The organism is Alteribacter lacisalsi (assembly GCF_003226345.1).
GTDB classification, from domain to species: Bacteria; Bacillota; Bacilli; order Bacillales; family Salisediminibacteriaceae; genus Alteribacter; species Alteribacter lacisalsi.
In genome coordinates this window covers 644,771-669,501 of sequence record NZ_PDOF01000003.1, presented here as the reverse complement: position 1 = coordinate 669,501, position 24,731 = coordinate 644,771, and the positions used below count along the sequence as shown (strand labels likewise).

The 24,731-nt window shown below is 49.2% G+C and carries 13 protein-coding genes; 12 read left to right on the top strand and 1 reads right to left on the bottom strand.

Features of this window, described 5'->3' with window-relative positions:
• From CR205_RS17925 to CR205_RS17875, 11 genes are all read left to right on the top strand, one after another.
• Positions 1 to 10,788, top strand: a complete 10,788-nt coding sequence (locus CR205_RS17925) for a carboxypeptidase regulatory-like domain-containing protein (RefSeq protein WP_110521506.1) — start codon at positions 1 to 3, stop codon at positions 10,786 to 10,788.
• A gap of 360 nt (positions 10,789 to 11,148) precedes the next feature.
• A complete protein-coding gene (locus CR205_RS17920) occupies positions 11,149 to 12,549 on the top strand; it encodes a peptidoglycan DD-metalloendopeptidase family protein (RefSeq protein WP_110521505.1) in 1,401 nt (466 codons plus the stop codon).
• A gap of 207 nt (positions 12,550 to 12,756) precedes the next feature.
• On the top strand, positions 12,757 to 13,467 hold the full coding sequence (gene yycF, locus CR205_RS17915) for a response regulator YycF (protein WP_110521504.1): 711 nt from the start codon (positions 12,757 to 12,759) through the stop codon (positions 13,465 to 13,467).
• Positions 13,468 to 13,471: 4 nt separating this feature from the next.
• The gene (gene walK, locus CR205_RS17910) at positions 13,472 to 15,289 is read left to right on the top strand and encodes a cell wall metabolism sensor histidine kinase WalK (protein WP_110521503.1); all 1,818 of its coding nucleotides are present in this window, start codon (positions 13,472 to 13,474) and stop codon (positions 15,287 to 15,289) included.
• Complete coding sequence (locus tag CR205_RS17905; protein ID WP_110521502.1) at positions 15,289 to 16,683, top strand: YycH family regulatory protein; 1,395 nt, start codon at positions 15,289 to 15,291, stop codon at positions 16,681 to 16,683. The genes walK and CR205_RS17905 overlap by 1 nt, the downstream gene beginning before the upstream one ends.
• Positions 16,664 to 17,449, top strand: a complete 786-nt coding sequence (locus CR205_RS17900; RefSeq protein ID WP_110521501.1) for a two-component system regulatory protein YycI — start codon at positions 16,664 to 16,666, stop codon at positions 17,447 to 17,449. Before CR205_RS17905 ends, CR205_RS17900 begins: the two co-directional genes overlap by 20 nt.
• Before the next feature lie 17 nt (positions 17,450 to 17,466).
• Complete coding sequence (locus CR205_RS17895; RefSeq protein WP_110521500.1) at positions 17,467 to 18,267, top strand: MBL fold metallo-hydrolase; 801 nt, start codon at positions 17,467 to 17,469, stop codon at positions 18,265 to 18,267.
• A 541-nt stretch (positions 18,268 to 18,808) separates the two neighbouring features.
• Positions 18,809 to 20,041: a S1C family serine protease gene (locus CR205_RS17890; protein ID WP_110521499.1), complete on the top strand. Its 1,233-nt coding sequence runs from the start codon at positions 18,809 to 18,811 to the stop codon at positions 20,039 to 20,041.
• Between the two features lie 251 nt (positions 20,042 to 20,292).
• The gene (locus tag CR205_RS17885) at positions 20,293 to 20,469 is read left to right on the top strand and encodes a CxxH/CxxC protein (protein WP_328587736.1); all 177 of its coding nucleotides are present in this window, start codon (positions 20,293 to 20,295) and stop codon (positions 20,467 to 20,469) included.
• A gap of 69 nt (positions 20,470 to 20,538) precedes the next feature.
• On the top strand, positions 20,539 to 21,018 hold the full coding sequence (rlmH, locus tag CR205_RS17880; RefSeq protein ID WP_110521497.1) for a 23S rRNA (pseudouridine(1915)-N(3))-methyltransferase RlmH: 480 nt from the start codon (positions 20,539 to 20,541) through the stop codon (positions 21,016 to 21,018).
• A 323-nt stretch (positions 21,019 to 21,341) separates the two neighbouring features.
• A complete protein-coding gene (locus CR205_RS17875; RefSeq protein ID WP_110521496.1) occupies positions 21,342 to 22,847 on the top strand; it encodes a malate:quinone oxidoreductase in 1,506 nt (501 codons plus the stop codon).
• 252 nt (positions 22,848 to 23,099) lie between these two features.
• Here CR205_RS17875 and CR205_RS17870 read toward each other — a convergent pair whose 3' ends face one another.
• Entirely contained in the window at positions 23,100 to 24,047 is a 948-nt protein-coding gene (locus CR205_RS17870) for a nuclease-related domain-containing protein (protein WP_161524831.1), read from the bottom strand.
• A gap of 369 nt (positions 24,048 to 24,416) precedes the next feature.
• On the opposite strand from CR205_RS17870, the gene CR205_RS17865 reads away from it, so the two are divergent.
• Positions 24,417 to 24,653 (top strand): glutaredoxin family protein, encoded by a 237-nt coding sequence (locus CR205_RS17865; RefSeq protein WP_110521494.1) that lies wholly within the window; start codon positions 24,417 to 24,419, stop codon positions 24,651 to 24,653.
• Positions 24,654 to 24,731: the final 78 nt, after the last annotated feature.

Below are 24,731 nucleotides of genomic sequence, written 5' to 3'. Positions count from 1 at the left end.
TTGAAGTATTTCAGGAAACGGAAAACCCGGCAGTCTTTTTCCGTTGTGATGGCTTTTCTGCTGTTATTCAGCTTAGCGGCTCCAGGAATGGGAAACGCGGCTGAACCGGACTTTAATGATTTCGAGTCTAACAGTCTGGAAGAGGATCTGCAGCTTGAAAAAGAGCGGGAACAGGATGCCGCATCATTTGACAGGGAACATAATACCAATCAAGAAAGTTCAGAAGGGCTTCCTCATCTGCTCGATGGACTTGGGATCGATCTTGATGAGACGAAACCATCCGGTGATTTCCTCCTAAACGGGAAACTGGAAGCCGAGGTGGCAGATATTCTTGATGAAGAAGGTACGGTTGATGTGATCATCCGTATGGCTGAACAGGCTGATTACGATGAGCTTTACGAGCAGGCACAGGGAATTGACCTGCACGGCAGCCGGGTCGGAAGCGTTGTAAGTGAACTTCAGACAGTAGCCGAAAGCTCTCAGCAGACGCTCCTTAATGAGCTTGAGCCTCTTGAAGAGGAAGGACTGATTCAAAATATCCAGAGCTACTGGGTGTTTAATGGAATGTCAGCCACCATTTCGGGTGAAGCTCTCGATTACCTGGCAGAGCGGGAAGATATTGAGCGCATTACGCTCGACCGGGAAATTGACGTCCCGGATGTGGACATTCATGACGCACCGCCGAGACTGCCGGAATGGGGACTTGAAAAAGTCTTCGCACCGCAGGTCTGGGGTGAATATGGTATCAAAGGGCAAGGCACCGTTGTCGGGATTATGGATACAGGGGTGGCGATGGAACACGAAGCCCTGAGCCATAACTACCGTGGAAACGACGGAGAGCATCAGTATTCATGGATTGATGTTTCAGGACAAGGTTACTCAGAGCCTGCAGACGGCCACGGCCACGGGACCCACGTTGCTGGTACAGCTGTCGGCGGCGGAGGCGGAGAGCCGATCGGGGTTGCCCCTGAAGCGGAGTGGATCGCTGCCAAAATCTTTACAGATGGCGGAAGCGCGACAACTTCAGGTATTCATGAAGCGTTTGAATGGTTCCTCGCACCTGGCGGAGATCCGGAAAAAGCGCCTCATGTTGTCAACAACTCATGGGGAAATGCCAATACGTACAATACTGAATTTTACGAAGGTGTACAGGCCTGGGTAGCAGCCGGGATCTTCCCGCTGTTTTCAGCAGGTAACGAAGGGCCGGGTGCACAGACAATTGGTTCACCTGCAAGTTTTCCGGACTCCTATGCAGTCGGGGCAACGGACATAAACGACCAGATTGCCTCCTTCTCAAGCCGGGGACCGGTATTCTGGGATGATGAAGACGGAAACTCCCAGCAGTACTTAAAGCCGGAAATTTCCGCACCGGGTCATCAGATTTATTCTGCCTGGCCGGACGGCGGCTATAACACCATCAGCGGAACGTCCATGGCATCTCCTCATATTGCCGGTATTATTGCCCTTGTCCTTCAGGCAAATCCGGATCTGTCGATTGCTGAAGTGAAAGATCTGCTTGAGCGTACGGCACGGGGTGAAAGCCATATGGGCAGTCTGCCGAATATGGACTATGGGTACGGAATTGCCAATGTTTATCAGGCTGTAACGGAAGCGGCTTTTGCCGGTCACATTTCCGGAGAGCTTGAAAACATAGACGGAAACCCGATCCCAGGTACCATTTCAATTCCTGCACAGAACTTTAATCTTGATGTGGATGAAGACGGAGAGTTTTCATTCAGTATCCGTGAAGGTACACATGATGCCACTGTATCTTCGTTCGGATATGAAGATCTTGAAGTCACTTTTACGATTGAACAGGACGAGCATAAGAGTTTTACATGGGTGCTTGAAGAATCAGACGTTTATGACTTAACCGGAACGGTTCTTCAGGAAGGGTCGAATGATCCAGTGGAATACGCCTATGTAAGGGTACTTGATACACCGGTCAGTCCGGTGAGAACAAATGAAAACGGAGAATTTTCTCTTACGAATCTGCCTGAAGACGAGTACGAGCTTCTCGTATCAGCTGCCGGATTCAAAGCAGAGACATTTACGGTAAACCTTGCTAGTGACCAGAACGTCGAGTTACACCTTCAGGAACTCGCAGTATCAGCTTCTGATGAGTGGCCGACAGGAAACAACAACCCGCAGCGTAATGCTGTAACGAATGCGGATATTGATGGCGGACAGCTGGATCAGGGATGGAATTTTGACTCCCCTGGCGCACTTCTGTTCAACAGCCCGTCAGTTGCAGACGATGCGGTTGTCTTTACAACAGACCGTGGGTATATCATCAGTGTGGATGCCCATACCGGTGAGGAAAACTGGTCTGTGAGCACCGGAAACACCAACCGTTCGACACCTACGATCCATAATGGAACAGTGTATGCAGCGGGCGGTTCCAACAGAAATATCTATGCTATCGATCTGGATTCAGGTCTGATTGACTGGTCCACGCAGCTTGATACTCCTGCTGTTTACGAGACACCGGTATACAAGGACGGTACAGTTTACGTTTCGGCACAATGGAATAATGATGCCAAACTCACTGCCCTTGATGCAGCAACAGGCGATAAACTTTGGGATACGGTTGTCGGTGACGGGGCGGCATTTGGTGCCACCTACGGCAGTAACAATCTGTTGATCGGTCTGTATGAAGGAAGAGAACTCAAATCTCTTTCTCCGGTCGACGGTTCGGTAAACTGGACGTTTGCGACTGGGACCCAGGAAGGATTTGCTTCCCAGAGTGTCTACGTTGATGGTGTCGTGTACGCCTTCAGTGCAGATTTCGGACGGGATACAGGAACACTTTGGGCCATTGACAACGAAACAGGAGAGGAACTTTGGAGCACAGGCGGAATCGGGGATACCCAGGCCGTTTCACCAATCGTCTACGGTGACGTGGTAATCGCAGGTTCAGCTTCAAACCCTACTCTTAAAGGATTCGACCGCAGCACGGGAGAACTTGTTTGGGAGAATGATTATATCAACACCATGTTCAACAACGGTGCTGTAACCGGAAACGGTCAGCTCCTCGTAACAGACAGCGCTCGTGCCCTCCATGTGCTGGATGCCCAGACAGGGAATCATCTTTACCAGTACTCGCTCCCTGATTCAAGCTATTCAGGCGTGGCGGTAACGGAAGGACAGGTCATCGTCGGTCATCAGAGCGGTGTGACAAGCTTTGAATCACGCGGTACACTGCTAGGTACGATCGAGGATGCTGACGGAAACCCTGTGGAAGGGAAAGTCACCCTCGTTGGAACGGACTACTCTGTAACAGCTGACGAGAACGGCCACTTTGAGCTTCAGGCACTGCCTGGTACGTATCATGTGAGAGTGGCAAGTTACGGTTTAAAGCAGGTTTCAGAAGAAATTACGTTCAGCCCGGGTGTTGTGAAAGAAAGGCATTACACACTCGGTGATGCTTCAACCGGAACCGTTTCCGGTACAGTAACAGACGAACAGACCGAAGAACCGCTTGAAGGGGTTTCGGTTGAACTGCTTGATACACCGGAAGAAGACGTGACCGGTACCGACGGTTCGTTTAATCTCGGTGATGTATATGAAGGGACCTATGAACTTCAGGTTTCCTACGGCGGCTATCTGGACACTGTCCAGACTGTACAGGTTCAGGCAGGGGAGCACCTTGAAGTTTCAGTCGGGATGACACCGATTGATATCGCGGTGCTGAACGACTATGACGGGGAAATAACCCGTTTCCTCAACGCCAACGACTACCCTTCGGAAGAAAGAGACTGGGATATTGTTGACGATCTGGAAAACTATGAAGCTCTTTATCTGAACGGTGCCTACGGCTCCGGCGGATGGCAGCCGAGTGAAGAGGAATTCACAGCTCTGCTTGACGCAGCAAACGAACATGACGTAAATGTCGTGTTTGCAGATACATGGGCAATCAGCTACGGATCGATCAGACACCTCGTTAATTTCTACGGAGACCCTGGTAATATCGCGCATGAATACATGGCCCGTTCCATTGACATTCGCATCGACCAGGAGCATCCGATTACAGGCGGACTGCCTGTGGGTGAACGACTCGCTTTTGATTCCGGAAGCGACTTTGCCTGGTTTACTCAGTATTCCGGACGTCACCTTGCCACAGTTGGAAGTGACCGTACGGGGTATGTGGGAAGTGGTGTAGCCTACAAAGGGGTAAGTGAAGACAGTGCCCATGTCCTTCTCGGGAGTCATGCGGCATCACCATGGACGTCTCCTTACAACAACTGGCTGCAGCCGAAGCACCAGATCCTTCTGAACACGATGGATTACCTGACAGGAGATGTTGAATTCGGCCAGCTTTACGGTACAGCGACTGATGCTGACGGTGAACCGCTGGAAGTGAATATTGAAGTTGGTGACACAGGTGTGTCCACCAAATCTGACCCTGAAACAGGTGAATTCAGTCTGTTCCATGATGAAGGAACATTTGAAGTGTCCTTCCGCAAGAGTGGATTTACGACACTTGAAGAAGAAGTGACATTTGAGCACGGAGGTCCGTTTGAACTAGATGTTCAGTTTGACGTTTCCGAAGGCGGATCTGTTTTTGGTGAAATCACCAATTACGTTACAGGTGACGCAGTTCCTTACGTTGAAATTGAGCTTCTTGATGAAGACGGCGAACTCGTCCGAGAAGAAGTGGCGAATATTAACGGCTATTACGAATTTGCAGGCCTCGGTGAGGATATTTATACGCTCGAGTACTCGGTTCGGGATTACGTTACCCATACCGAAGTGGTTGATGTAAGAGGCGAGCCGATTGAGCTTGATGTCCAGATGTATCCATCACCGGACGTGGCGATTATCGGAGATTACTCGATTTCCTCTTCGAATCTCAGATTAATCCTGAACGAAGTGGGTATTGAGGCTGATAACTACACGAACGTTAATGCGATTCTGGGTAACACGGAAAGCTATGACGTTGTCTTCTTTAACCAGTCCGGAACAGGTACCAATGCCGGACAGCTTGAACAGCTCCAGGAAGAACTGGATGAAAATCAGGTAAGTATTGTTGTCGGAGACGACTTCAGTATAGGCAACGCGGGACTTCAGCGCTTTGTTGATTTCCTCGGTGACCCTGAAACACGTGAAAGACACCAGACCACATCCAGCTCTGCTGCATACGTGGTCAGTCAGGAACACCCGGTATTCGGTTCTGCCGAAGAAGGGGATGTCATTGAAATCCTGAATCCGGACAGAAGCCGGGTAGGTGTATTTGACGGCTATACAGGCATGACGCTTGGAGATCTGAAGTTTGACGGGGACGATGACGTTCTTGGAACAGGGGTTGCCTACCTCCCTCGTACCGGCAACAGCGTTGAACTGATCATGGGCGGACACGGTTTATCCTTTAACCATAACGCCAATGACTACACAGAAGCAGGCAGACAGATGTTTATTGATGCCCTTCTCTGGTCCGCATATGAGACGTACAACACGATCGATGCGACTGTAATGGATGAGGACGGCAATCCGCTTTACGCACGTGCCGAACTTGAGGAAACAGGACAGAGCACATGGACAGATCCTGAAACAGGCTCTTTCATGATTGCAGCAGAAGACGGTACGTACACCCTCACGATTGAGTCGTTTGGCTACGACACGAAAACAATTGAAGTCGAGCTTGATTCTTCACTTGAGCCGTTCTCCATCACACTTGATGTAGATGATGCGGTCGGAAGTCTTGAAGGTCAGGTTTTCGAAGAACAGACGCTTGAATCTGCTATTCCAGGGGCTCATGTGGATGTTGTCGGAGAGCCTCGTGAAGCCGTAACAGATGCTTCCGGAATGTTTGAGATTGAAAGACTGATGCCGGGAACATACGACATTGTTGTCGAAGCTGACGGCTACGTAATTGAAGAATTCGAAGTCGTGATTGAGGCTGAGGAAACAACGGAAATTACAGTGGAAATGAAACCTTCTCCAACAGTCGGTGTAATCGGGGATGCTTTCCTCTCAAGCCAGGCTTCTCTTGAGGATTACCTCGAGCCAAGAGGCTGGATCGTGGAAGAGGTATTCTACACTGATGATGCCGAACGTTTTGAAGAGGTGGATATCGTCTTTGCCAATTCCGTGTTTAACACGTACACACCGGAAGAAGACGAATTCATTGAATTCCTGAAAGAAGTGGACAAAACGGCTACACCGATCATCTGGACTGGCCAGCACGGCGGACAGGGAAGCATGGAGTACCTTTCAGACTATACTGGTGACCCGGGCACAATTAACCGCGGCAATACTGCCGGAGACTATTTTGCCCATGTACAGAACAGTGATCACCCGATCCTTGAAGGGGTCGATGAGGAATTCGAAGTCCTTACAAACAGTAACTACTACTATGCGTATGACAACTACACCGGTGAAACAATTGTGGACCTTTCCCACTCCAATGTGGAGGACGTCGGTTCCATGGTCGGCTTTAAAGGACGTACCGTAAACAGCGTGGAAGTCCTTCTTGCCAACATGACAATCGGACCAGGATTCCATATGAACGACAGCCAGTGGGATGAGAACCGTGTGAACATCCTGAACAATACGCTCCTCTGGGTCCTTGATAACGAGGAAGCTTATGCAGGTGAACTGCACGGATCACTCGTCAATAATTTTGACCGGGAAGTATATGCTTCCATTACGGTTGAAGAAACAGGCTACACGTTTGATACAGAGCAGGACGGCACGTTCTTCCTCGGACTTGCTGAAGGTACGTACAACCTGACTGTAAACGCGTTCGGCCACGAAGAACAGACGTTTGAAGTGGAATTTGTAAACGGTCAAGTAAAAGAGGAAACGTTCGAACTTACATCTGAGGACGCAGGTCTTCTGACCGGTCAGATTACAGCTGAGGATACGGAAGGGCCGATTGAAGGAGCAACCGTTGCCCTTACAGGAACACCACTTACGGCTGTAACAGATGAAAACGGCGAGTACGAGCTTCAGGCTCCTGTAGGCACATTCCAGGCACGTGTAAGCGCACCGGGATACACGCCTCATACGCAGGAAGTGACCTTTGAGGAAAATGAAGTCACAGAACTGAATGTTACCCTTTCCGTTTCCGAGAAAATCGCTCTGATCGGATCGTCGAACCAGACCGGTATGGTAGCAGACATGCTTAACGATAACGGTTATGAGGTCGAACAGTGGACAGGAAATATTGAAGAACTGTTTGCCTCCCTTGACGAATACGCTCTTGCGATTATGAACCACCGTACGAACGCGATAATGGATATGAATCAGTTTGATGAGTTTCTTGAACTCGCAGACGAGAATCATGTGAGTATCATCTTTACGAGCCAGTGGGCAGCCAACCCGATCCGGGATCTGTCGAATGCCACCGGCAACCCGGCCGTGGAACACAACGGATTCGTTCCTGGCCACATTAACTATGAAGTGACCCAGAATCACCCGATCTTCTCCGGCTTCAGTGAAGGCGATACGATCGAAATTGCAAACAACGGCTCATCAAACCAGCAGTACGGTATGTTTGAAGAGTACAGCGGCACCACGATTGCCAACCTCACGAATGATGAGACAGGCTACATCGGTGAAGCTGTTGCTTATGACTTCCGTACAGCGAACAACGTCCATCTGCTTCTCGGAAGCCTGCAGTCAAGCAGCTATGGCAGTCCGAACAGCCGCTGGACAGATGACGCAAAACAGATTTACTTTAACGCTGTAGACTGGGCGATCACAGCCAGCCTCGGCGAAATTACGGGTACAGTAACCGATGAAGACGGCAAGCCGATTTCCGGTGCCACGGTATCTGTTCCTGAAGAAAACATTCAAACAACAACCAACAGTAACGGTCATTACACAATCGGCATTGGACTCGGCGAGCATGAGGTTCACGCTGAAGCGAGAGGCTACCTGAGCGATTCTGCTGTAGTTGAGGTGGAGGAACTCGGCGAAAGCGTTGAGCAGAACTTCTCCCTGGAAGCAACTGACCGTGCCTCTGTCAGCGGGGAAGTGCTTCATACATCGTCAGAAGATCCGATTGAAGGTGCGAACGTGACGATTGTGGAGACCGGCAACGGCTTTGAGGATGAAACAGTTACTGACAGCAGCGGAGAATTCACGTTCAGTGAACTTCTTGCAGGTGACTACGAAGTAACGGTTTCTGTGACAGGCTACCTTGATGTCACGCAGGAATTCTCTCTTGAAGAAGGCGAGCATATCGACCTTACGTTCCTTCTGAGCGACTACAATATTGCGATACTCGGCGATCTTAACAGCACCGTTTCATCCTTCCTTGAAGGCTATGACATGGCTGCAGAGAGCAGAGACTGGGGTATTGTAAACGACGTTTACAATTACGAAGTGATTGTTGTAAATGACGAGAATGGAACAGAAGAGCAGGTACAGGCCCTTCTTGATGCGAGTGATGAGTACGAAGTCAGCCTTGTATTTGTGGATACATGGGGCGTTGACACAGGTTCAATTCAGCTTCTTGAGCGGGCTCAGGGCTATCCGCAGCAGGCTGCCCAGGGTTACAACCAGGGTGCAGTAGCGCTGGATATCCACCAGGAGCATCCGATCTTTGACGGACTGGATACAGAAAACCTTGTCACGATCCATCCTGAAGGCGGCTACTATGCAACATTTGAAAACTTTGCAGGTCACACACTTGCAAATGCCGTCGTTGATGGAGACGACAAAGGGGCTTCGGTTGCTTACGAATTCCGAAGTGCCAATCATGTTCACCTTCTTCTGTCGACGTTCATGTCCAACAACATGACCGGCCCGGATTTCGGATGGACAGCTGATGGTAAACAGCTTTACGCCCAGGCTGTTGATTGGGCGAGATCAGCTGAACTTGATCTTCCTGAGGCTCCTGAGTGGGATGAGCTTGAAGTGACAAGCACAGAAGCTGAGGTTACCCTTACAGGTACGGCGGTTCACGCTGATCAGGTTGAGATTTATGTAGATGGTTCACACGAAGAAACAGTCGATACAGACGGCAGCAGCTTTACAGTTGATCTGACCCTTGAAGACGGATCTTATGACGTCAGAGCAACAGCTGTTAACGATGCCGGTTCTATTGATAACGAACAGGATGCGCACGTGACTGTTATGACAGCACCTTCGTTTGATGAAGAAGGCACAGTCTACACGAACGAAGCGGTCTATGAACTAACCGGAACGGTTCTGTTCGACGGTACGCTTGAAGTTTACCGCAACGGCGAGCTTGTAAATACTGTCGAGACAGAAGACCACAGCTTCTCTGCACAGGTGGAGCTCGTGGAAGGCGAGAACACGCTTGAAGCGAAACTCGTGACTGAAGACGGTGAAACAGGAATGGCTTCACTCACAGTAATCAAAGACACAGACGCTCCTGAGCTTACGATCACGTCTCCTGAAGACGGGGCGGTAACAGGGACGGAAGCTGTAACGGTTACAGGTGAAGCAGCAGATGACAACCTTGCCTCTGTTACGGTTAATGAAGAAGAAGCAGATGTTGCTGAAGACGGTTCGTTTACGAGAGGACTTGTTCTTTCTGAAGGCGAGCATACAATTACAGTAATGGCAACGGACCTTGCAGGTAACGAAACGACTGAACAGGTAACGATTACCGTTGACCTGACGGGCCCTGCAATTAACGATCTTGAACCATCCGAAGATCTCCATGTGAAAGCCGGAGACACAGTGGAAGTTTCCTTTACAAGTGATACAGAAGGCGGAGACGCATTCTTCTCGCTTAAACTTCCGATCTCTTCTTCCAGCGACTCCAAAGCGGAGATGACGGAAGTTGAGCCAGGTGTTTACGAGGGATCATGGCAGGTACCTGCTGATCTGTCAGTGAACGGGGCGATCGTCGAAGTGGAAATCACTGACGGTGCCGGCAACCGTTCCACAGCAGAAGCGGATGGCAGAATTTATGTGACTGCCAGTGACATTGACCGTATTTACGGTGAAAACAGATACGAAACGGCGGTACAGGTGAGTCAGTCAAACTGGGATTCCTCTGACACAGTCATCCTTGTAAGAGGAAACGATTATGCAGACGCCCTTGCCGGTACACCACTTGCCCATCAGCACGGTGCACCGATGCTTCTGACTCACAACGACCGCCTGAATGAAGCTTCCGAAGCTGAAATCGAGCGTCTTGGAGCAGAACACGTCATCATCCTCGGTGGAACGAACGCCGTTGAAGAAGGCGTTGAACAGACGCTTGAGAGTATGGGACTCACGGTAGAGCGTATTGCCGGAGATACCCGATTCGAAACAGCAGCTCTCATTGCAGAGCATGTTGCTCCGGAAGGCACAGATACTGCAGTGGTTGCGAACGGCCAGGACTTCCCTGATGCCCTGTCTGTTGCGTCCCACGCTGCAAATGCGGGTATGCCGATCCTTCTCACAAGAAGCGGTGAACTTCCTGAAGAAACAGGAGACGTACTCGGTACGATGGGCGTTTCCGACACCCTTGTCATCGGTGGAACGACCGTTGTTTCCGACGACGTGGCGGCGGATCTTCCTGATCCTCACCGTCTGAGCGGAGAAAACCGCTTTGGTACAAACGCCGCTGTGAATGAATACTTCCAGCCGGATACGACTCATATGTATGTGGCAACAGGTATTGACTTTGCAGATGCGTTAACCGGTGCGGTTGTGGCAGCAGATCACAACACCGGTATCCTGCTTACAGGCAGCTCCACCGTCCATGACAGTGTTGCGGATTACATCTCCGATAACGGAGTGCACCGTCTCACGATCTTCGGCGGAACAAGCGCAGTAAGTCATGATATCGCTGAACATCTCTACCAGCTTATCAATTAAACCATTTCAGTCCGGCGGTATTCCGCTGGATTGAACCGAGAGACCTCCCCCCGCCCGTGCGGGGGGAGGTCTTTTTATTTTGGCTCTGTTAAAGTTCCGTTGTGATTTTTATTTATAGTTGATTGAAGCGGTGCCCGCGGAAAAGGAGCACATTGAGCGTAAATCAATCAACAATACTCTTTAACAGAGCCTTCATTTTAAATTCTTAAAGGTTAGTAAATTTTCCCGTTATTACTACATTTGGTTTACATTTTTCCTAATAAAATACCAGTTTTACACAACCTATGATAGAATGACCGCGGACCTTCAGCAGGTTAATGAATGAATGGAATAAAGCAAAAAGAATGATCAGGAGGATTTATGAGAGATACAAATAAACAAGATTTTATCAATACAGGAAAACGCCGGGCTGCGCTTGTGTTTGCGCTTGTGATCACAGCCCTTTTGTTCCGCGGGGCGGAAACCGGCGTAAGTGCCTATCAGGATGAAAGCCTGGAAACTGACCGTTCAAAGGGCGCCGCAACAATCTATCATGTGATGTATGACGGGGAGCTTCTCGGTTTCACAGATGACCCGGAAGAGGCGGAACGGAAACTGGAGGATACACTTGATTCCGCGGCGGAGGAATACGAAGATCTTACACTGGTTGTATCAGGAGAACTGGAACTGATTCCTGAACGAGTATTTCAGGTACGCACCAGAAATGATGTTACTCTCCATAACCTTGAGCAGCAGATTGACATTAAAGCTGAAGCAACGGCTGTTTTTGCAGGTGGAGAAAAGGCAGGCTATACACATGCCGGACTTGAGCCAAAAGACGTTAAACGGGAGCTCCTCGGATCCCTTGTTTCGCAGGAAGCAGTGGACGCATACATGGAGAACGATGAGTCCAGTCCTGAGCCGGGAGAGGTGAGGCTGGATCGAGTGCAGTTTTCCCAGGACATTGAGACGCGTCAAGAGATTGCCGACCCCGAAAGGATTATCACGGGAGAGGATCTGTCTGAGCGTATGATGGAGGACAGAGAGACGGCTGAGAATGCAGCACTGTGGACTGGTGAGGAGCTGAAAGGAAACGCATCAGGGGAGATCATGCAGGATACAGAGAAGCAGACCTCCCGGAAAAAGACTGCGCCATTCATGCAAATTGAAATTGAAAAGCGGACAAAAACTGTCTCCTCAGTCCCATATGAAACGAAAACAGAAACAGACAGCTCCATGACGGAGGGCACCACAGAAGTCAGCCAGCAGGGAGAGGATGGAGAACGAGTCGAGGAAAAGCAGATTGTCATGGTGAACGGGGAAATAACAGATTCCTCCATGATAAACGAGGAAGTGACCGAGGAGCCGGAAGATCGAATCGTGGTTGAAGGGACGGCACCCGCAGCCGATGAACTGGAATGGCCTGCTGTCGGCGGCTACATCTCCAGCTATCAGGGCCCGCGGTGGGGCAGTTATCATAAAGGAATTGATATTGCCCGGCCTTCAAGTCATGAAATTTTAGCGGCTCATGGAGGAACTGTAACTTCAGCACAGTATGAAAACGGCTATGGCAACACGGTAAGAATTGAAAACAGCAGCGGTATGGAAACCGTGTATGCCCACCTGGACAGCATGGGTGTGAGTAAAGGTGATTCCGTTTCACGGGGTGACGAACTCGGCATCATGGGTGAAACAGGAACGGCTACCGGTGTCCACGTGCATTTTGAAGTGTATGAAGACGGGGAGCTGAAGGACCCGATGGATTACCTGGATGAGAAATAGTGAAACGCTCTTCCGCCGTAACTGGCGGAAGGTTTTTTTTATCCACGTCAGACTGCCTGAATTACCATTGTTATGCTGTTTTATACTCGTTTCCAACTATGATAGAATAGGAGAAGGTACGTGTATAAAAAAATGCCGGAACTAATAGATTGGTTGACTCGGATTTAACAGGATAGGCAGACTCTAAAGTGGAAGCTGGTGGGAAGAATGGAAAAACAGAAAATTCTTGTTGTGGATGATGAACAGCCGATTGCAGATATTTTACAGTTTGGTCTCGAAAAAGAAGGTTTTGACGTGTTCTGTGCCTATGACGGCAATGAAGCAGTGGAGAAAGTGAAGGAGCACGTTCCGGACCTGATTCTGCTTGATATTATGCTTCCGTACCAGGATGGCATGGAAGTGTGCCGTGAAGTCCGGAAGACCTATGATATGCCGATTATCATGCTTACGGCAAAAGACTCGGAAATTGATAAAGTGCTCGGTCTTGAGCTTGGGGCGGACGATTATGTAACCAAGCCGTTCAGCACCCGCGAACTTATAGCACGTGTTAAGGCGAACCTCCGCCGGAACCAGAAATCATCCGGACCGGAGCAGGATTCCAAGGACATTCAGGTTGGTCCGCTTCTCGTGCAGCCGGATGCCTATCTTGTGACGAAACGGGGAGATCCGATTGAACTGACGCACCGTGAGTTTGAACTTGTTCATTACCTTGCCAAGCACCTCGGCCAGGTTATGACGAGAGAGCACCTGCTGCAGGCTGTGTGGGGCTATGATTACTTCGGAGATGTGCGGACGGTTGACGTAACGGTCCGCCGCCTGCGTGAAAAAGTAGAAGACAACCCGAGTCACCCGACATGGATTGTAACCCGCCGCGGTGTAGGGTACTACTTGCGCAACGCCACCGACCAGGAGAGTTGATCGGATGAAAAAAATCCGCTTTTACAAGTCAATACACGTAAAGATTGTCACGATTTATGTGCTGTTGATTTTAATTGCGATGCAGGTCATCGGGGTTTATTTTACCCAGCAGCTTGAAGATACGCTGGTGGAAAACCATGAGGAAATGGTAAGTGAGCGTGCAGAGCTCCTGCGTTATAACGTGCAGCAGGAAATGCTCGAGGAACGTGGAGAGGACGACCCGACCCTTACCGCTGATATTGAGAATGTCCTTACTTCCCTTTTTAATATTGAAGACGCTAAAGCCCGGGTTGTTGACATCAATAATACGATTGTCGGCGTGTCCGACAGAACAGAACTGGATCTGATCGGACAGCGTACGACGGATGTCTATATTAACCGGACCTTTATCGGCATTGAGGAATCACAGCCGATGATCGATGAGCAGACCAACGAACGCGTCCGGGTGATTACCAAGCCGGTGCTGGGTGAAGAGGATGAGACGATCGGTGCTGTTTACATCGAGGCCTCTGTTGAGGAGATTTATGCCCAGGTGCAGCAGATCAATCAGATTCTCATGACCGGAACGGTGATCGCGCTTGCTATTACAGTAGTGCTCGGTGTGCTTCTGTCACAGACGATTACCCGTCCGATCTCCGATATGCGAAAGCAGGCAAAAGCGATGGGGAAAGGTGACTTTACCCGGAGTGTAACGGTTTATGGAAGTGACGAAATCGGCGAACTTGCCCGCGCCTTTAACGATCTTACCATCAAACTGCAGGACGCCAATGCCACCACGGAAGGGGAACGGAGGAAGCTGTCTTCTGTCCTGACCCATATGACGGACGGCGTCATCGCCACGGACAAAAAAGGTCATATTATTCTGATGAACCGCCGGGCTGAGGAAATGCTGGACCGTACACAGAACGATGCCCTCGGGGAGAAACTCACCGAAGTGCTGAATTTGAGCGGTTCGATAAAACTGGAGGACCTTTACGGCTACAATGATTCCATTCTGCTGGATCTGGACTGGCTCGGGGATGAATCTTTCCTTGAAGCACACTTTTCCGTCATCTCCAAGGAAAATGGCGAGCAGAACGGCCTGATTGCCGTACTGCACGATGTGACCGAGCAGGAAAAAGTGGAGCAGGAGCGCCGGGAATTCGTCGCAAATGTGTCCCACGAACTCCGTACGCCGCTCACGTCCATGAAAAGCTATCTGGAAGCCCTTGCCGACGGTGCGCTTGATACCGATGTGGCGCCTCGTTTTATAAACGTCACGCAGACCGAGACCGAGCGGATGATCCGTCTTGTAAACGATCTGCTTCAGCTTTCAAAAATGGACAGCAAAGATTATCAGATGACGATGAATTCCATGAACCTCACCTCTTTCGTTGACCAGGTGATTGACCGTTTTGAAATGTCGACGAAAAACCAGGCGATTACGTTTAAGCGGAAAGTACCGGACGAACCGCTGTTTGTATACGGTGACCGGGATAAACTGACGCAGCTTCTCGACAATATTATGTCAAACGCAGTGAAATACTCGCCGCAGGGCGGGACGATCACCTGCTCGGTAAAAGAAGAAAAAGGTCGTGTCATTATCAGTGTCCAGGACGAAGGTGTAGGAATACCGAAAGACAGTATCCCTCATGTATTTGACCGTTTTTACCGGGTGGATAAAGCGAGAACGAGAAGCCTCGGAGGCACGGGGCTCGGCCTTGCAATTGCAAGGGAGATCATCCAGGCTCACGGCGGAAACATCTGGGTCAGCAGCGACTGGGGCCAGGGCACGAAAATGTCCTTCAGCCTGCCTGTTCCTGAGGAGGCGAAAGAAGCATAATGATCATCGAGCATATCAAAACGGCATGTCTCTGGGTGCTGATTCTGTCCAGTGTAACACTTACGTATTCCCTGTGGACCTATCAGCCTGAATACAGCACGCTCGGCAGTGCAGAACCGATTGAAACGCCGGAAATAGGAGAAGAGCGTAACGCCTCTGATATCCTGATGCCGAAAAGCATTACCGTCCATGATGGAACAGACCGGCTGTGGATGGAGCCGGGCGGGGACCGGTACAGTTCGCAGATGAGCAGTCTCAGGGACATTTCCTTTGGCAGGCCGATTGCCGAATCGAGGCAGAACATCCCGTCAATGTACAAGCACGAGCATGCACTGGATTTCAGGTTTTCCACGCCGATTCCGGCCCGGATGATGGAACAGCTTTTTGACTTTGATCTTGGAGAGGAAGAATCCTTTCCTCTTGAAAATATTGACCGGATTCATCTTTCTGCAAACGGCGACAGTGATTTTGATTCGGAAGTTGTGGCCCGTTTTATTTCATATTCGGAAGGAGAAGTGAGAAAAGCGGAGACCGGCTTGTCCGAATCAGGTTTCAGAGCGCTTTATGAAAGTGAAAGCGATGCACTTTATGCTGCCGAAGGGGAAGTTTTCGGCAACATGAGAGACGGAGAGTACGCCTATCTGCCGATTGAACCGCCGAATATGGAGGAGTACACTACCCATCTTAACAACTCGATCAGAAGCGAGGATTACAAGCAGCTGCTTTTCAGTGATCCGTCCACAGTTCTGGAATATTCTACGAATGTCTCCAACACCAGCTATCAGGATGGGAACAGGTTTTTGACTTTCTCCAGACAGGGAAGCGGACCGGACATTATGAAGTTTGAGTATCCGGTCTCAGGTGATCCTGATGAGAGCAGCCGGAGTATGGCCTCTGCGAGCTTGAATTTTCTGAACAGCCACGGAGGTTTCACAGACGATTTTTACCTGGATGATGTAACAGAATACGTGAACCGGGATCGTGCCGTGTACCGGCTGGCTATGGATGAAACACCGGTGCTGGGGGGGTCCTCGCGGGAATCCCTCTATTACACCAAACTTGTTGAACGCTCCGGTGAGCAGATTACAAGATATGACCGTTCTTTATACCGTCTGGATGAGAACTACCAGGAAGCCGGGACCATGACGTCGCTCGAATCCCTCGACTATGTAAGGAACTTTATTGCGTCTGCTGAGACGATTGTGGATGAAGACGCTGGTGAAATCCGAATTGGCTATCATATGGACAGTAATACCGGTGCGCTTATTATTTTCTCCCCCTCCTGGTTTATTAACGTAAACGGGCAGTGGTTTACACTTGAACAGCTGGAAGACACGGAAGAAGAATACCAGGAGTCCGGAGGTGACCCAGAGGATGGACTGGAGCAGAGCTAAAACGATTCTGATCATGACATTTATATTCCTGAATGCGTTTCTCATTTTTCAGCTTGTTGAAAAGCGGAACGCCGAAAATATGAGCGTGATGGCACAGGAGGATCATTCTTTCCAGGAGCTTCTCAGGCGTCAGAACATCGAAATTTCGATCGATGACCCGGAAGCCGATGAAGAAGGCCAGTATATCAGCGGTGAAGGCCACGAATTTGGAGATGAAGAGCAGAGCATGATCGAAGAACAGTTCGAGGATCAGGAAATCAGTTTCAGAAGAAACCAGATGATCAGAGCCGTGCTCGACGAGCCGCAGGAGCTGTTCGGGCTGGATATGGCCTCTTCGGTTGAATCTTTCTTAGCCGATCATCTGTATAACGGTGATGAATACAGATTCGCTTCCTACGATGAGGAGGAAAGAATGATTCGGGCTTTTCAGGTTTATGAGGACGAGCCTCTCCGCTACCGCGGTGAAGAATCTCACGTCATTCTTTATCTGACGGAGGACGGGGAGGTTGAAGGCTACGATCAGCGGTACATGGATTTCTCTCCTCAGCTTGCTCCTGAACTGATGACGCCTCTTGAAGCGATCGAAGTGCTGATCCTGGAATACGGAATCGCAGATGTGGTCATTGATGAAGTGGAACTCGGTCACTACAACATGACACCGGCCAATATGGATGCCCACGAGTACTATGCGCCTATGTGGCGGGTGACGGTTGATGATGAGTACTATTTCGTAAATGCCCACAACAGTGAGGTATGGACAGACTGACTGGAGTGACAGAAAATATGAGTCTTAAATTCAGTGTACTGGCAAGCGGCAGTACAGGTAATGCGATCTACGTGGAAACAGACACGAGCAAAGTGCTCATTGATGCAGGGCTGAGCGGTAAAAAGCTGGACGAACTGTTTGTGAAGAACAGACTCGATCCGTCCACGCTGGACGCCCTTCTCATTACGCATGAGCACAGTGACCACATTAAAGGCGCCGGGATTTTTGCCCGGCGCTACAATCTGCCGATCTACGCGAACGAAAAGACGTGGAAGGCGATGGATTCGATGCTCGGCACACTGAAAACCGATCAGAAATTCCACTTCGAAACGGAGGAAACGAAAACATTCGGGAACATGGATGTGCAGTCCTTCGGCGTCTCCCACGACGCAGCCGAACCAATGTTTTTCACCTTCACACACGGAGGAAGGAAACTTTCCGTCATTACGGATACCGGCTATGTGAGCGAGCGGATGAAAGGTATCGTCGGGGAAGCGGATGCCTATGTGTTTGAATCCAATCACGACATGGGTATGCTGCGGATGGGCCGTTACCCCTGGAGCGTAAAACGCCGGATCCTGAGCGATGTAGGCCACGTATCCAACGAGGATGCAGCCCATGCCATGGCTGATCTTCTCGATACAAACGACAAGCCTGCTCATATCTATCTGGCTCACCTGAGCAAGGATAACAACATGAAGGACTTGGCCCGGATGACAGTCGAACAGACGCTGGCAGGAAGAGGCTATGAAACAGGCAGAAGCCTTAAGCTTTTTGATACGGACCCTGCAGTTCCCACTCCGCTGGCAAAAGTGTAGAACTTGTGCCGCAGTCCGGCTTTTTAGTGGATGTGTTAAAGCTTGATGCTGATTATTCTAATGCTGATTGCAGCGAACGCGCGACACTCCTGCGGAAAGGGAGCGCGGTGAGCGGAAATCTACATTAGACTTTAACAGAGCCTTTCATTAAAAGAATATCGAATAAATCCCTCTGAACGCTTTCGCGGCTTCAGAGGGATTTTGTGTATAAGCCTGAGCCTGAAAGGGCGGTCACACACTTTACCACTTTCATAGATGACTAAAAGCCGGTTATCAGGGGCATTGTAAAGGTATATGGAAAATTATCGAAAATGAATCGTATGAATAGACGGTGAAGGGGCATTTTTTTATAATAAAACCAAGCAGACGGGCTTTTTGTCACGGTGCGTTTTTCACTGCAGAGGCCGAAAAAATCGCTCTGATGCCGGCTTTCTTTAACGGAGACACTGACCGGAAACAGGTGGTCATTTACGATTCCCCTGCTCCCGGCCGGCGCCTTTTTAAAACATCATGAATACGTTTTTTAAGGAGGGTCAAGTGAATGGGGTATTATGACAGTCACACACAGACACGGAGCAAAAGAGATAAAACTTCAGGCAGGAAAACCGGTCTTGCTTCCTTTGCGGGAGCGATGATGGGAGCGTTAATCGTCGTCTTTTCCATTCCTGTTCTGGCGAACAACGGCTTTCTGCCTTACGATGTGGTCCCGAAAACAGCAGGCGGTGACCAGGAAGCGCTCGAAGCCATCGCAGAAGGAGAAGCGGACATCCCTGACCTGCAGGGAGTTAATGTAGCCGTAACATCAGAAGTTATCGAAGCAGTCGAACGGGTAAATGATGCTGTTGTGGGCGTTGTGAACAGCCGTCGGTCATCCGGGGGCGGCCTTTTTGAAGGAGGTGCTGAAGGCACCGGATCCGGCGTCGTGTATAAAGTGGAAGGCGATCGCGCCTTTATTGTCACGAACCAGCACGTCATAGAAAATGCAGAGGAAATTGATGTCACGCTCAGCGACGGCTCCCGAATTCCGGCAGAACTCGTTGGTGAGGATGCACTTACGGATCTTGCTGTCATCGAAGTGGATGCCGAAAAGATCGAGACCGTTGCCGAGTTCGGCAATTCGGATACACTCAGAGCAGGCGAACCGGCAATTGCAATCGGAAACCCGCTCTCATTTGAAGGATCCGTGACATTGGGGATTATCAGTGCCATCGAGCGGAGCATCCCTGTAGATACGAACCGTGACGGACGACCGGACTGGAACGCGGAGGTACTTCAGACAGATGCAGCGATCAATCCCGGTAACAGCGGCGGAGCCCTTGTTAATATTGAAGGGCAGGTGATCGGAATCAATTCAATGAAGATTGCACAGAATGCCGTGGAGGGAATCGGTTTTTCCATTCCGACTGCCATCGCTATGCCTGTGATTGAAGATCTGGAGCAGTACGGGGAAGTCAGACGGCCGCAGCTGGGCGTGTTTATCCGCTCCCTTCAGGAAATTCCAAGCTACCATTGGCATCAGACTCTTGGACTGCCGGAGGATATTGCAGGCGGAATATATGTAGCTGATACCGAGCCGGGTTCTCCTGCGGCAGAAGCGGGGCTTCGTGAAGGAGATGTAATCACGGTCGTGGACGGTGAGGAAATGCGTGATATTCATGATCTCAGGAAGTATCTGTTTACGGAAAAATCGATCGGTGACACGGTTGATGTGACCTTCTACCGGGATGGTACCGAGCAGACTGTGGAAATGACACTTCAGGAACAGCAGATGTAACAGCAGTATTACAAAAGATGAAAGAGGGGCGCCCCGGCGGCCCTCTTTTTTTGAGGTGCAGGGACCGGTTGGATTCAGCACCGGTTGGAGGTACAATAGAGTGAGTATGCGTAGTTATCCATTCCTGTGGATAAGTTATATGGATATTACATTCCAAAAACGCGAAAGATCAACGGACACAAGGGACTCAGCTTGTTCACTTATCCACATGCAGGTGTGAGTAAGTGAAAACGCATGCAAAAAAATCAGGAATGACAGGGGACTATATCATGTATTATTGCTGCAAAGAACACATAGATATGGCAATCGAGGATATTGTCGATTATTACGCTCTTCCGCCAATAATCGACAAACTCACGGAAGAAGAGCAGTTGTCCACAACTTGTAAATACTGTAGTGACAAGGCTTTATACCGAGTCGACAAATAACTCCACAGCATTTCTGTGGAAATGTGGATAACTATTGTGGAAAACTATTCTGGAAGGAGTTTTGCACCTGTGAATATTACGATTGTTACAGTTGGGAAATTGAAAGAAAAATATCTTAAACAGGGGATCGCGGAATATCTTAAGCGTCTTTCCGCCTATGCCAAGATGGAAGTCATTGAGGTTCCTGACGAAAAAGCACCTGAAAACATGAGTGATGCCGAAATGACCGCGGTGAAAGAAAAAGAAGGGGAACGGATCCTCGCTAAGATCAGCCATGATTCCCAAGTCATCGCGCTCGCCATAGACGGACAGAAATGGTCATCCGAGCGGCTTGCAAAAGAGCTTGACCAGCTGGCCACCTACGGGAAAAGCAAAGTGGCGTTTGTGATCGGCGGCTCGGTCGGTCTGAGCGATGCCGTGCTCCAGCGGGCAAACGGCAAGCTGTCCTTTTCCGACATGACGTTTCCCCATCAGCTGATGCGGCTGATTCTTGTTGAACAGGTCTACCGGGGGTTTAAGATTAACCGGGGGGAACCGTACCATAAGTAATGAATAAACATCAGTGTGTACTAATAATAAATGTTCTTACCTCCTGGACTTACTAAGTGATAGGCTATTAATGAGCAAATAGAATGAAGTAAATAACACAAGCCTGTAAAGGTTGAAAGTAGTCATTTACCATACCTGTACTAGCACCCTCTTTTTTAAGAGCACCAAATAGGGTATAATAATCAGATAATAGGAGTTTTGTGAAGTTTTTGTGAATGTTTAAACACTACGGCAGATAGATAGATCAGGTGTGGCAAGGTGGCGCTTCGCTGTTTTTTAGCTGGAGCGCAGGCAAATACAGAGGATAAGGCAGGTTATAGATCATGAGCAGCATACAGAAGAAAACAGATGTTATCTTAATTGGTGCCGGAGTCATGAGTGCGACGTTGGGTTCGCTGCTGAAAGAGCTGGCGCCTGACATGGAAATCAGAGTTTTTGAGAAGCTTGCCAAAGCAGGTGAGGAAAGTTCCAATGAATGGAATAATGCAGGGACGGGACATGCCGCACTTTGTGAACTGAACTACACGTCAGAAAAACCGGACGGCTCCATTGATACGACGAAAGCGATTAAAGTGAACGAGCAGTTTCAGCTTTCCAGACAGTTCTGGTCTTACCTCGTAAACAGCCGTCTCATTCGCAACCCTGAAGATTTTATCATGTCTATTCCCCATATGAGTCTTGTTCACGGGGAGAAGAATGTGAATTTTTTAAAAAAACGTGTGGAAGCGCTGTCAGGGAATCCGCTGTTTGAGGGCATGGAATTCACTGAAGACCATGAGACCCTGAAGAAATGGATGCCTCTCGTGATGGACGGGCGCAAGTCCGGCGAGCCGATCGCAGCGACGAAAATTGACACCGGTACAGATATTAATTTCGGTACGTTAACTCGTACGCTGTTCGACCATTTACAGCGAGAAAACGTGGAGATCAACTATAAGCACAGTGTGGAAAATCTGAAGCGGACAAGCGACGGTAAATGGGAAGTAAAAGTAAACGATATTGAAAGCGGAAACACGGAATACCATACCGCCAGGTTCGTTTTTATCGGCTGTGGGGGAGGAAGTCTGCACTTGCTGCAGAAAACCGGGATTCCGGAAGCGAAAAATATCGGCGGTTTCCCTGTAAGCGGATTGTTTATGGCCTGTAAAAACCAGGAGGTTGCCGAGAAGCATCACGCCAAGGTGTACGGCAAAGCGAAAGCAGGGGCACCGCCAATGTCGGTTCCCCATCTGGATACGCGCTATATTGACGGGAAAAAGACCCTTTTGTTCGGTCCGTTTGCAGGCTTTTCACCAAAATTCTTGAAGGCAGGTTCAAATCTCGACCTTCTGAGTTCCGTTAAACCGAACAATGTATTCACGATGCTTGCGGCAGGGATGAAAGAGATGGGATTAACCAAATACCTCATTCAGCAGGTGATGCTGTCCGATGAAAAGCGGATGGAAGAACTCCGTGAATTCGTTCCCAATGCGAAGAGCGAGGATTGGGAAATCGTACAGGCCGGTCAGCGTGTGCAGGTGATTAAGGATACAGAGGCTGGAGGAAAAGGCACCCTTCAGTTCGGGACGGAAGTGGTGAGTGCCGCTGACGGCTCGATCGCCGCACTGCTCGGCGCTTCACCAGGTGCATCGACTGCCGTTCACGTCATGCTTGATGTGATGGAACGCTGCTTCCCGGATGAGATGAAGGAGTGGGAGCCGAAAATCAGGGAAATGATCCCTTCCTACGGTGTAGCGCTGTCCGAAAGCCCGGAAATGTTCAAAGAGCTCCAAAAAGAAACCGCCCGGACGCTAGGACTGAGCAAGGAAGAAGAGCTTGTTATGAATTGATTCGTCGTTTGGAACCTTCAATCTGAAATTTAGATTGAAGGTTTTTTGTCTGCCAGATTGATGGTTGAGGCTAAGGGGGACTAAAGTTCCTATTTACCCCTCAACTCGAAAAAACCATGCAGTTAGGTCACAAAAAACAGGGATACGGGACTTAACTGGATGATCATGCGATAGTTAGGTCGTAAAAGACAGAGAAACATGACTTAACTAAATATTTTTTCGAAGTTAGGTCGTAAAAAATATAACTTAGAGCTAATTCTCCTTTTTTTCCTCATAATAAGCTGCCTTCGTTTCCCCTCGCATTACATAATGAGATTGTAATGTCTTTTGGATGACCTTTCTTGAGAATGCATTTCCGCACCATTCATAGATGATACGTACTGTAACCGGAAGACTTGGAAATAATAGCTGAAATTCATTCACTGACCGTAATACCGCTGCCGGATTACTCTCCCGTTTGCCACAGCCATGACAAATCAGAAACCTTCTGCTTTGCTCAAAAACGTAGAACCTCTCACAGGAGGGGCATAACACACCTTTTCTGAGAGTTTCATAATTGTATTCAGGAAGTCTTTTATAGGGGTTATCAGTAATGTGAAGAGTGTTAAGCTTCTCAGCGAGTGCAAGAGCGGCATTGCTGGCTGCATCTTGAGCGCCAGCTGCAGGCATTGCGCGGTTTTTTATACCTGCAAAAAAGCGGGGCAGCTGAGAGTGGAAAATCGCAGGCAAGGTGGAGGGAGCCTGATAAAGCTGAAATTCGGGGTTGATAAAAACGAGAAAGCTTTTAACAGGTCTTCTGCATCCATGTTCCTGAAGAAGCCTGCGGAAGGAGGATTCAGTCCGCTTTAGTTGAATGAGCGGATTATTAATCTCTTTTCCGGTCAGACATGACAGCCACCTCTCATCATCAATCAAAAAATCTCCTTCGCTGTTTTTCACTTCAAACAGATAAATATCGTTTCGCATCAGCATCAGCGAGTCTATCTGAAACGTCGTACTTCGGCAATCGAGCAGCAGATCCTGCAGGACGACTACATCCCCTGAAACTGCACCGGTCCATTCATCAAACGCGCACTCCCCCTCGTAGCCTTTTTCTGCGTTCGCAAGTCGGTTCAACCAGTCAGCATCGAGCTCAGTCCTGGCATTTAAGGAGCGCAGAATCAGCAGCTCGCACGACTCTACACGGGATTTTAAAATCACATTTACCCCCCTCTCTAAATACGAATATATCATTTTATAGAAACGATCCAAAAACTGGAATTTTTCTCCTTACTCCTGCACACCGTCATGTATCACCATATAAAACACGTTCTTTCACCCGGAACTCCTCACATACGCACAAAAAAGCCCAGGCATATATGCTAAGGCTCGCTAATCTACGTTGGTTCTTTCATAGGGCATACGGGCGTTAGAGCATTCGCAGGGGGAGAAGAAAGAGGTGGCACGGGATCCAGAACCATATAAGGGTAATACTGGAATATTGAAAACTGCACACTTTGCACCCTCCCGCTGGAACCGCAAACAATGAACGTGATAAAATACACCATATCAATCAATGAGGTGATTTAAATGTCAAAACCGGTCATTGTCTACTCCACGAAGAACTGTGTGGAGTGCGACCTTGTTAAAAAGATGCTTGATTCAAAAAACGTTGAATACGAAGTCCGTGATGTGATGACGAGCCGGGACTACCAGAAGGAAGTGGAGGCATTCGGATTTATGGGAGTTCCCGTCACTGTCGTGGACGGAGAAGCAGTGAAAGGTTTGAATCCGGACCTGGAAAAATTAATCGAAAAAGCTCGATAAATAAAGAGAAGCCGCCCTGCAAGGGGGCTTCTCCTTTGTAAATGCAGGACCAGAAACACATGATTGTTCCACGTGAAA

Excerpts from the sequence above, each read along its gene's own strand:
- CR205_RS17920 (WP_110521505.1), top strand. The coding sequence starts at position 11,149 with ATGAGAGATACAAATAAACAAGATTTTATCAATACAGGAAAACGCCGG.
- yycF (WP_110521504.1), top strand. The coding sequence starts at position 12,757 with ATGGAAAAACAGAAAATTCTTGTTGTGGATGATGAACAGCCGATTGCA.
- walK (WP_110521503.1), top strand. The coding sequence starts at position 13,472 with ATGAAAAAAATCCGCTTTTACAAGTCAATACACGTAAAGATTGTCACG.
- CR205_RS17905 (WP_110521502.1), top strand. The coding sequence starts at position 15,289 with ATGATCATCGAGCATATCAAAACGGCATGTCTCTGGGTGCTGATTCTG.
- CR205_RS17900 (WP_110521501.1), top strand. The coding sequence starts at position 16,664 with ATGGACTGGAGCAGAGCTAAAACGATTCTGATCATGACATTTATATTC.
- CR205_RS17895 (WP_110521500.1), top strand. The coding sequence starts at position 17,467 with ATGAGTCTTAAATTCAGTGTACTGGCAAGCGGCAGTACAGGTAATGCG.
- CR205_RS17890 (WP_110521499.1), top strand. The coding sequence starts at position 18,809 with ATGGGGTATTATGACAGTCACACACAGACACGGAGCAAAAGAGATAAA.
- CR205_RS17885 (WP_328587736.1), top strand. The coding sequence starts at position 20,293 with ATGACAGGGGACTATATCATGTATTATTGCTGCAAAGAACACATAGAT.
- CR205_RS17875 (WP_110521496.1), top strand. The coding sequence starts at position 21,342 with ATGAGCAGCATACAGAAGAAAACAGATGTTATCTTAATTGGTGCCGGA.
- CR205_RS17865 (WP_110521494.1), top strand. The coding sequence starts at position 24,417 with ATGTCAAAACCGGTCATTGTCTACTCCACGAAGAACTGTGTGGAGTGC.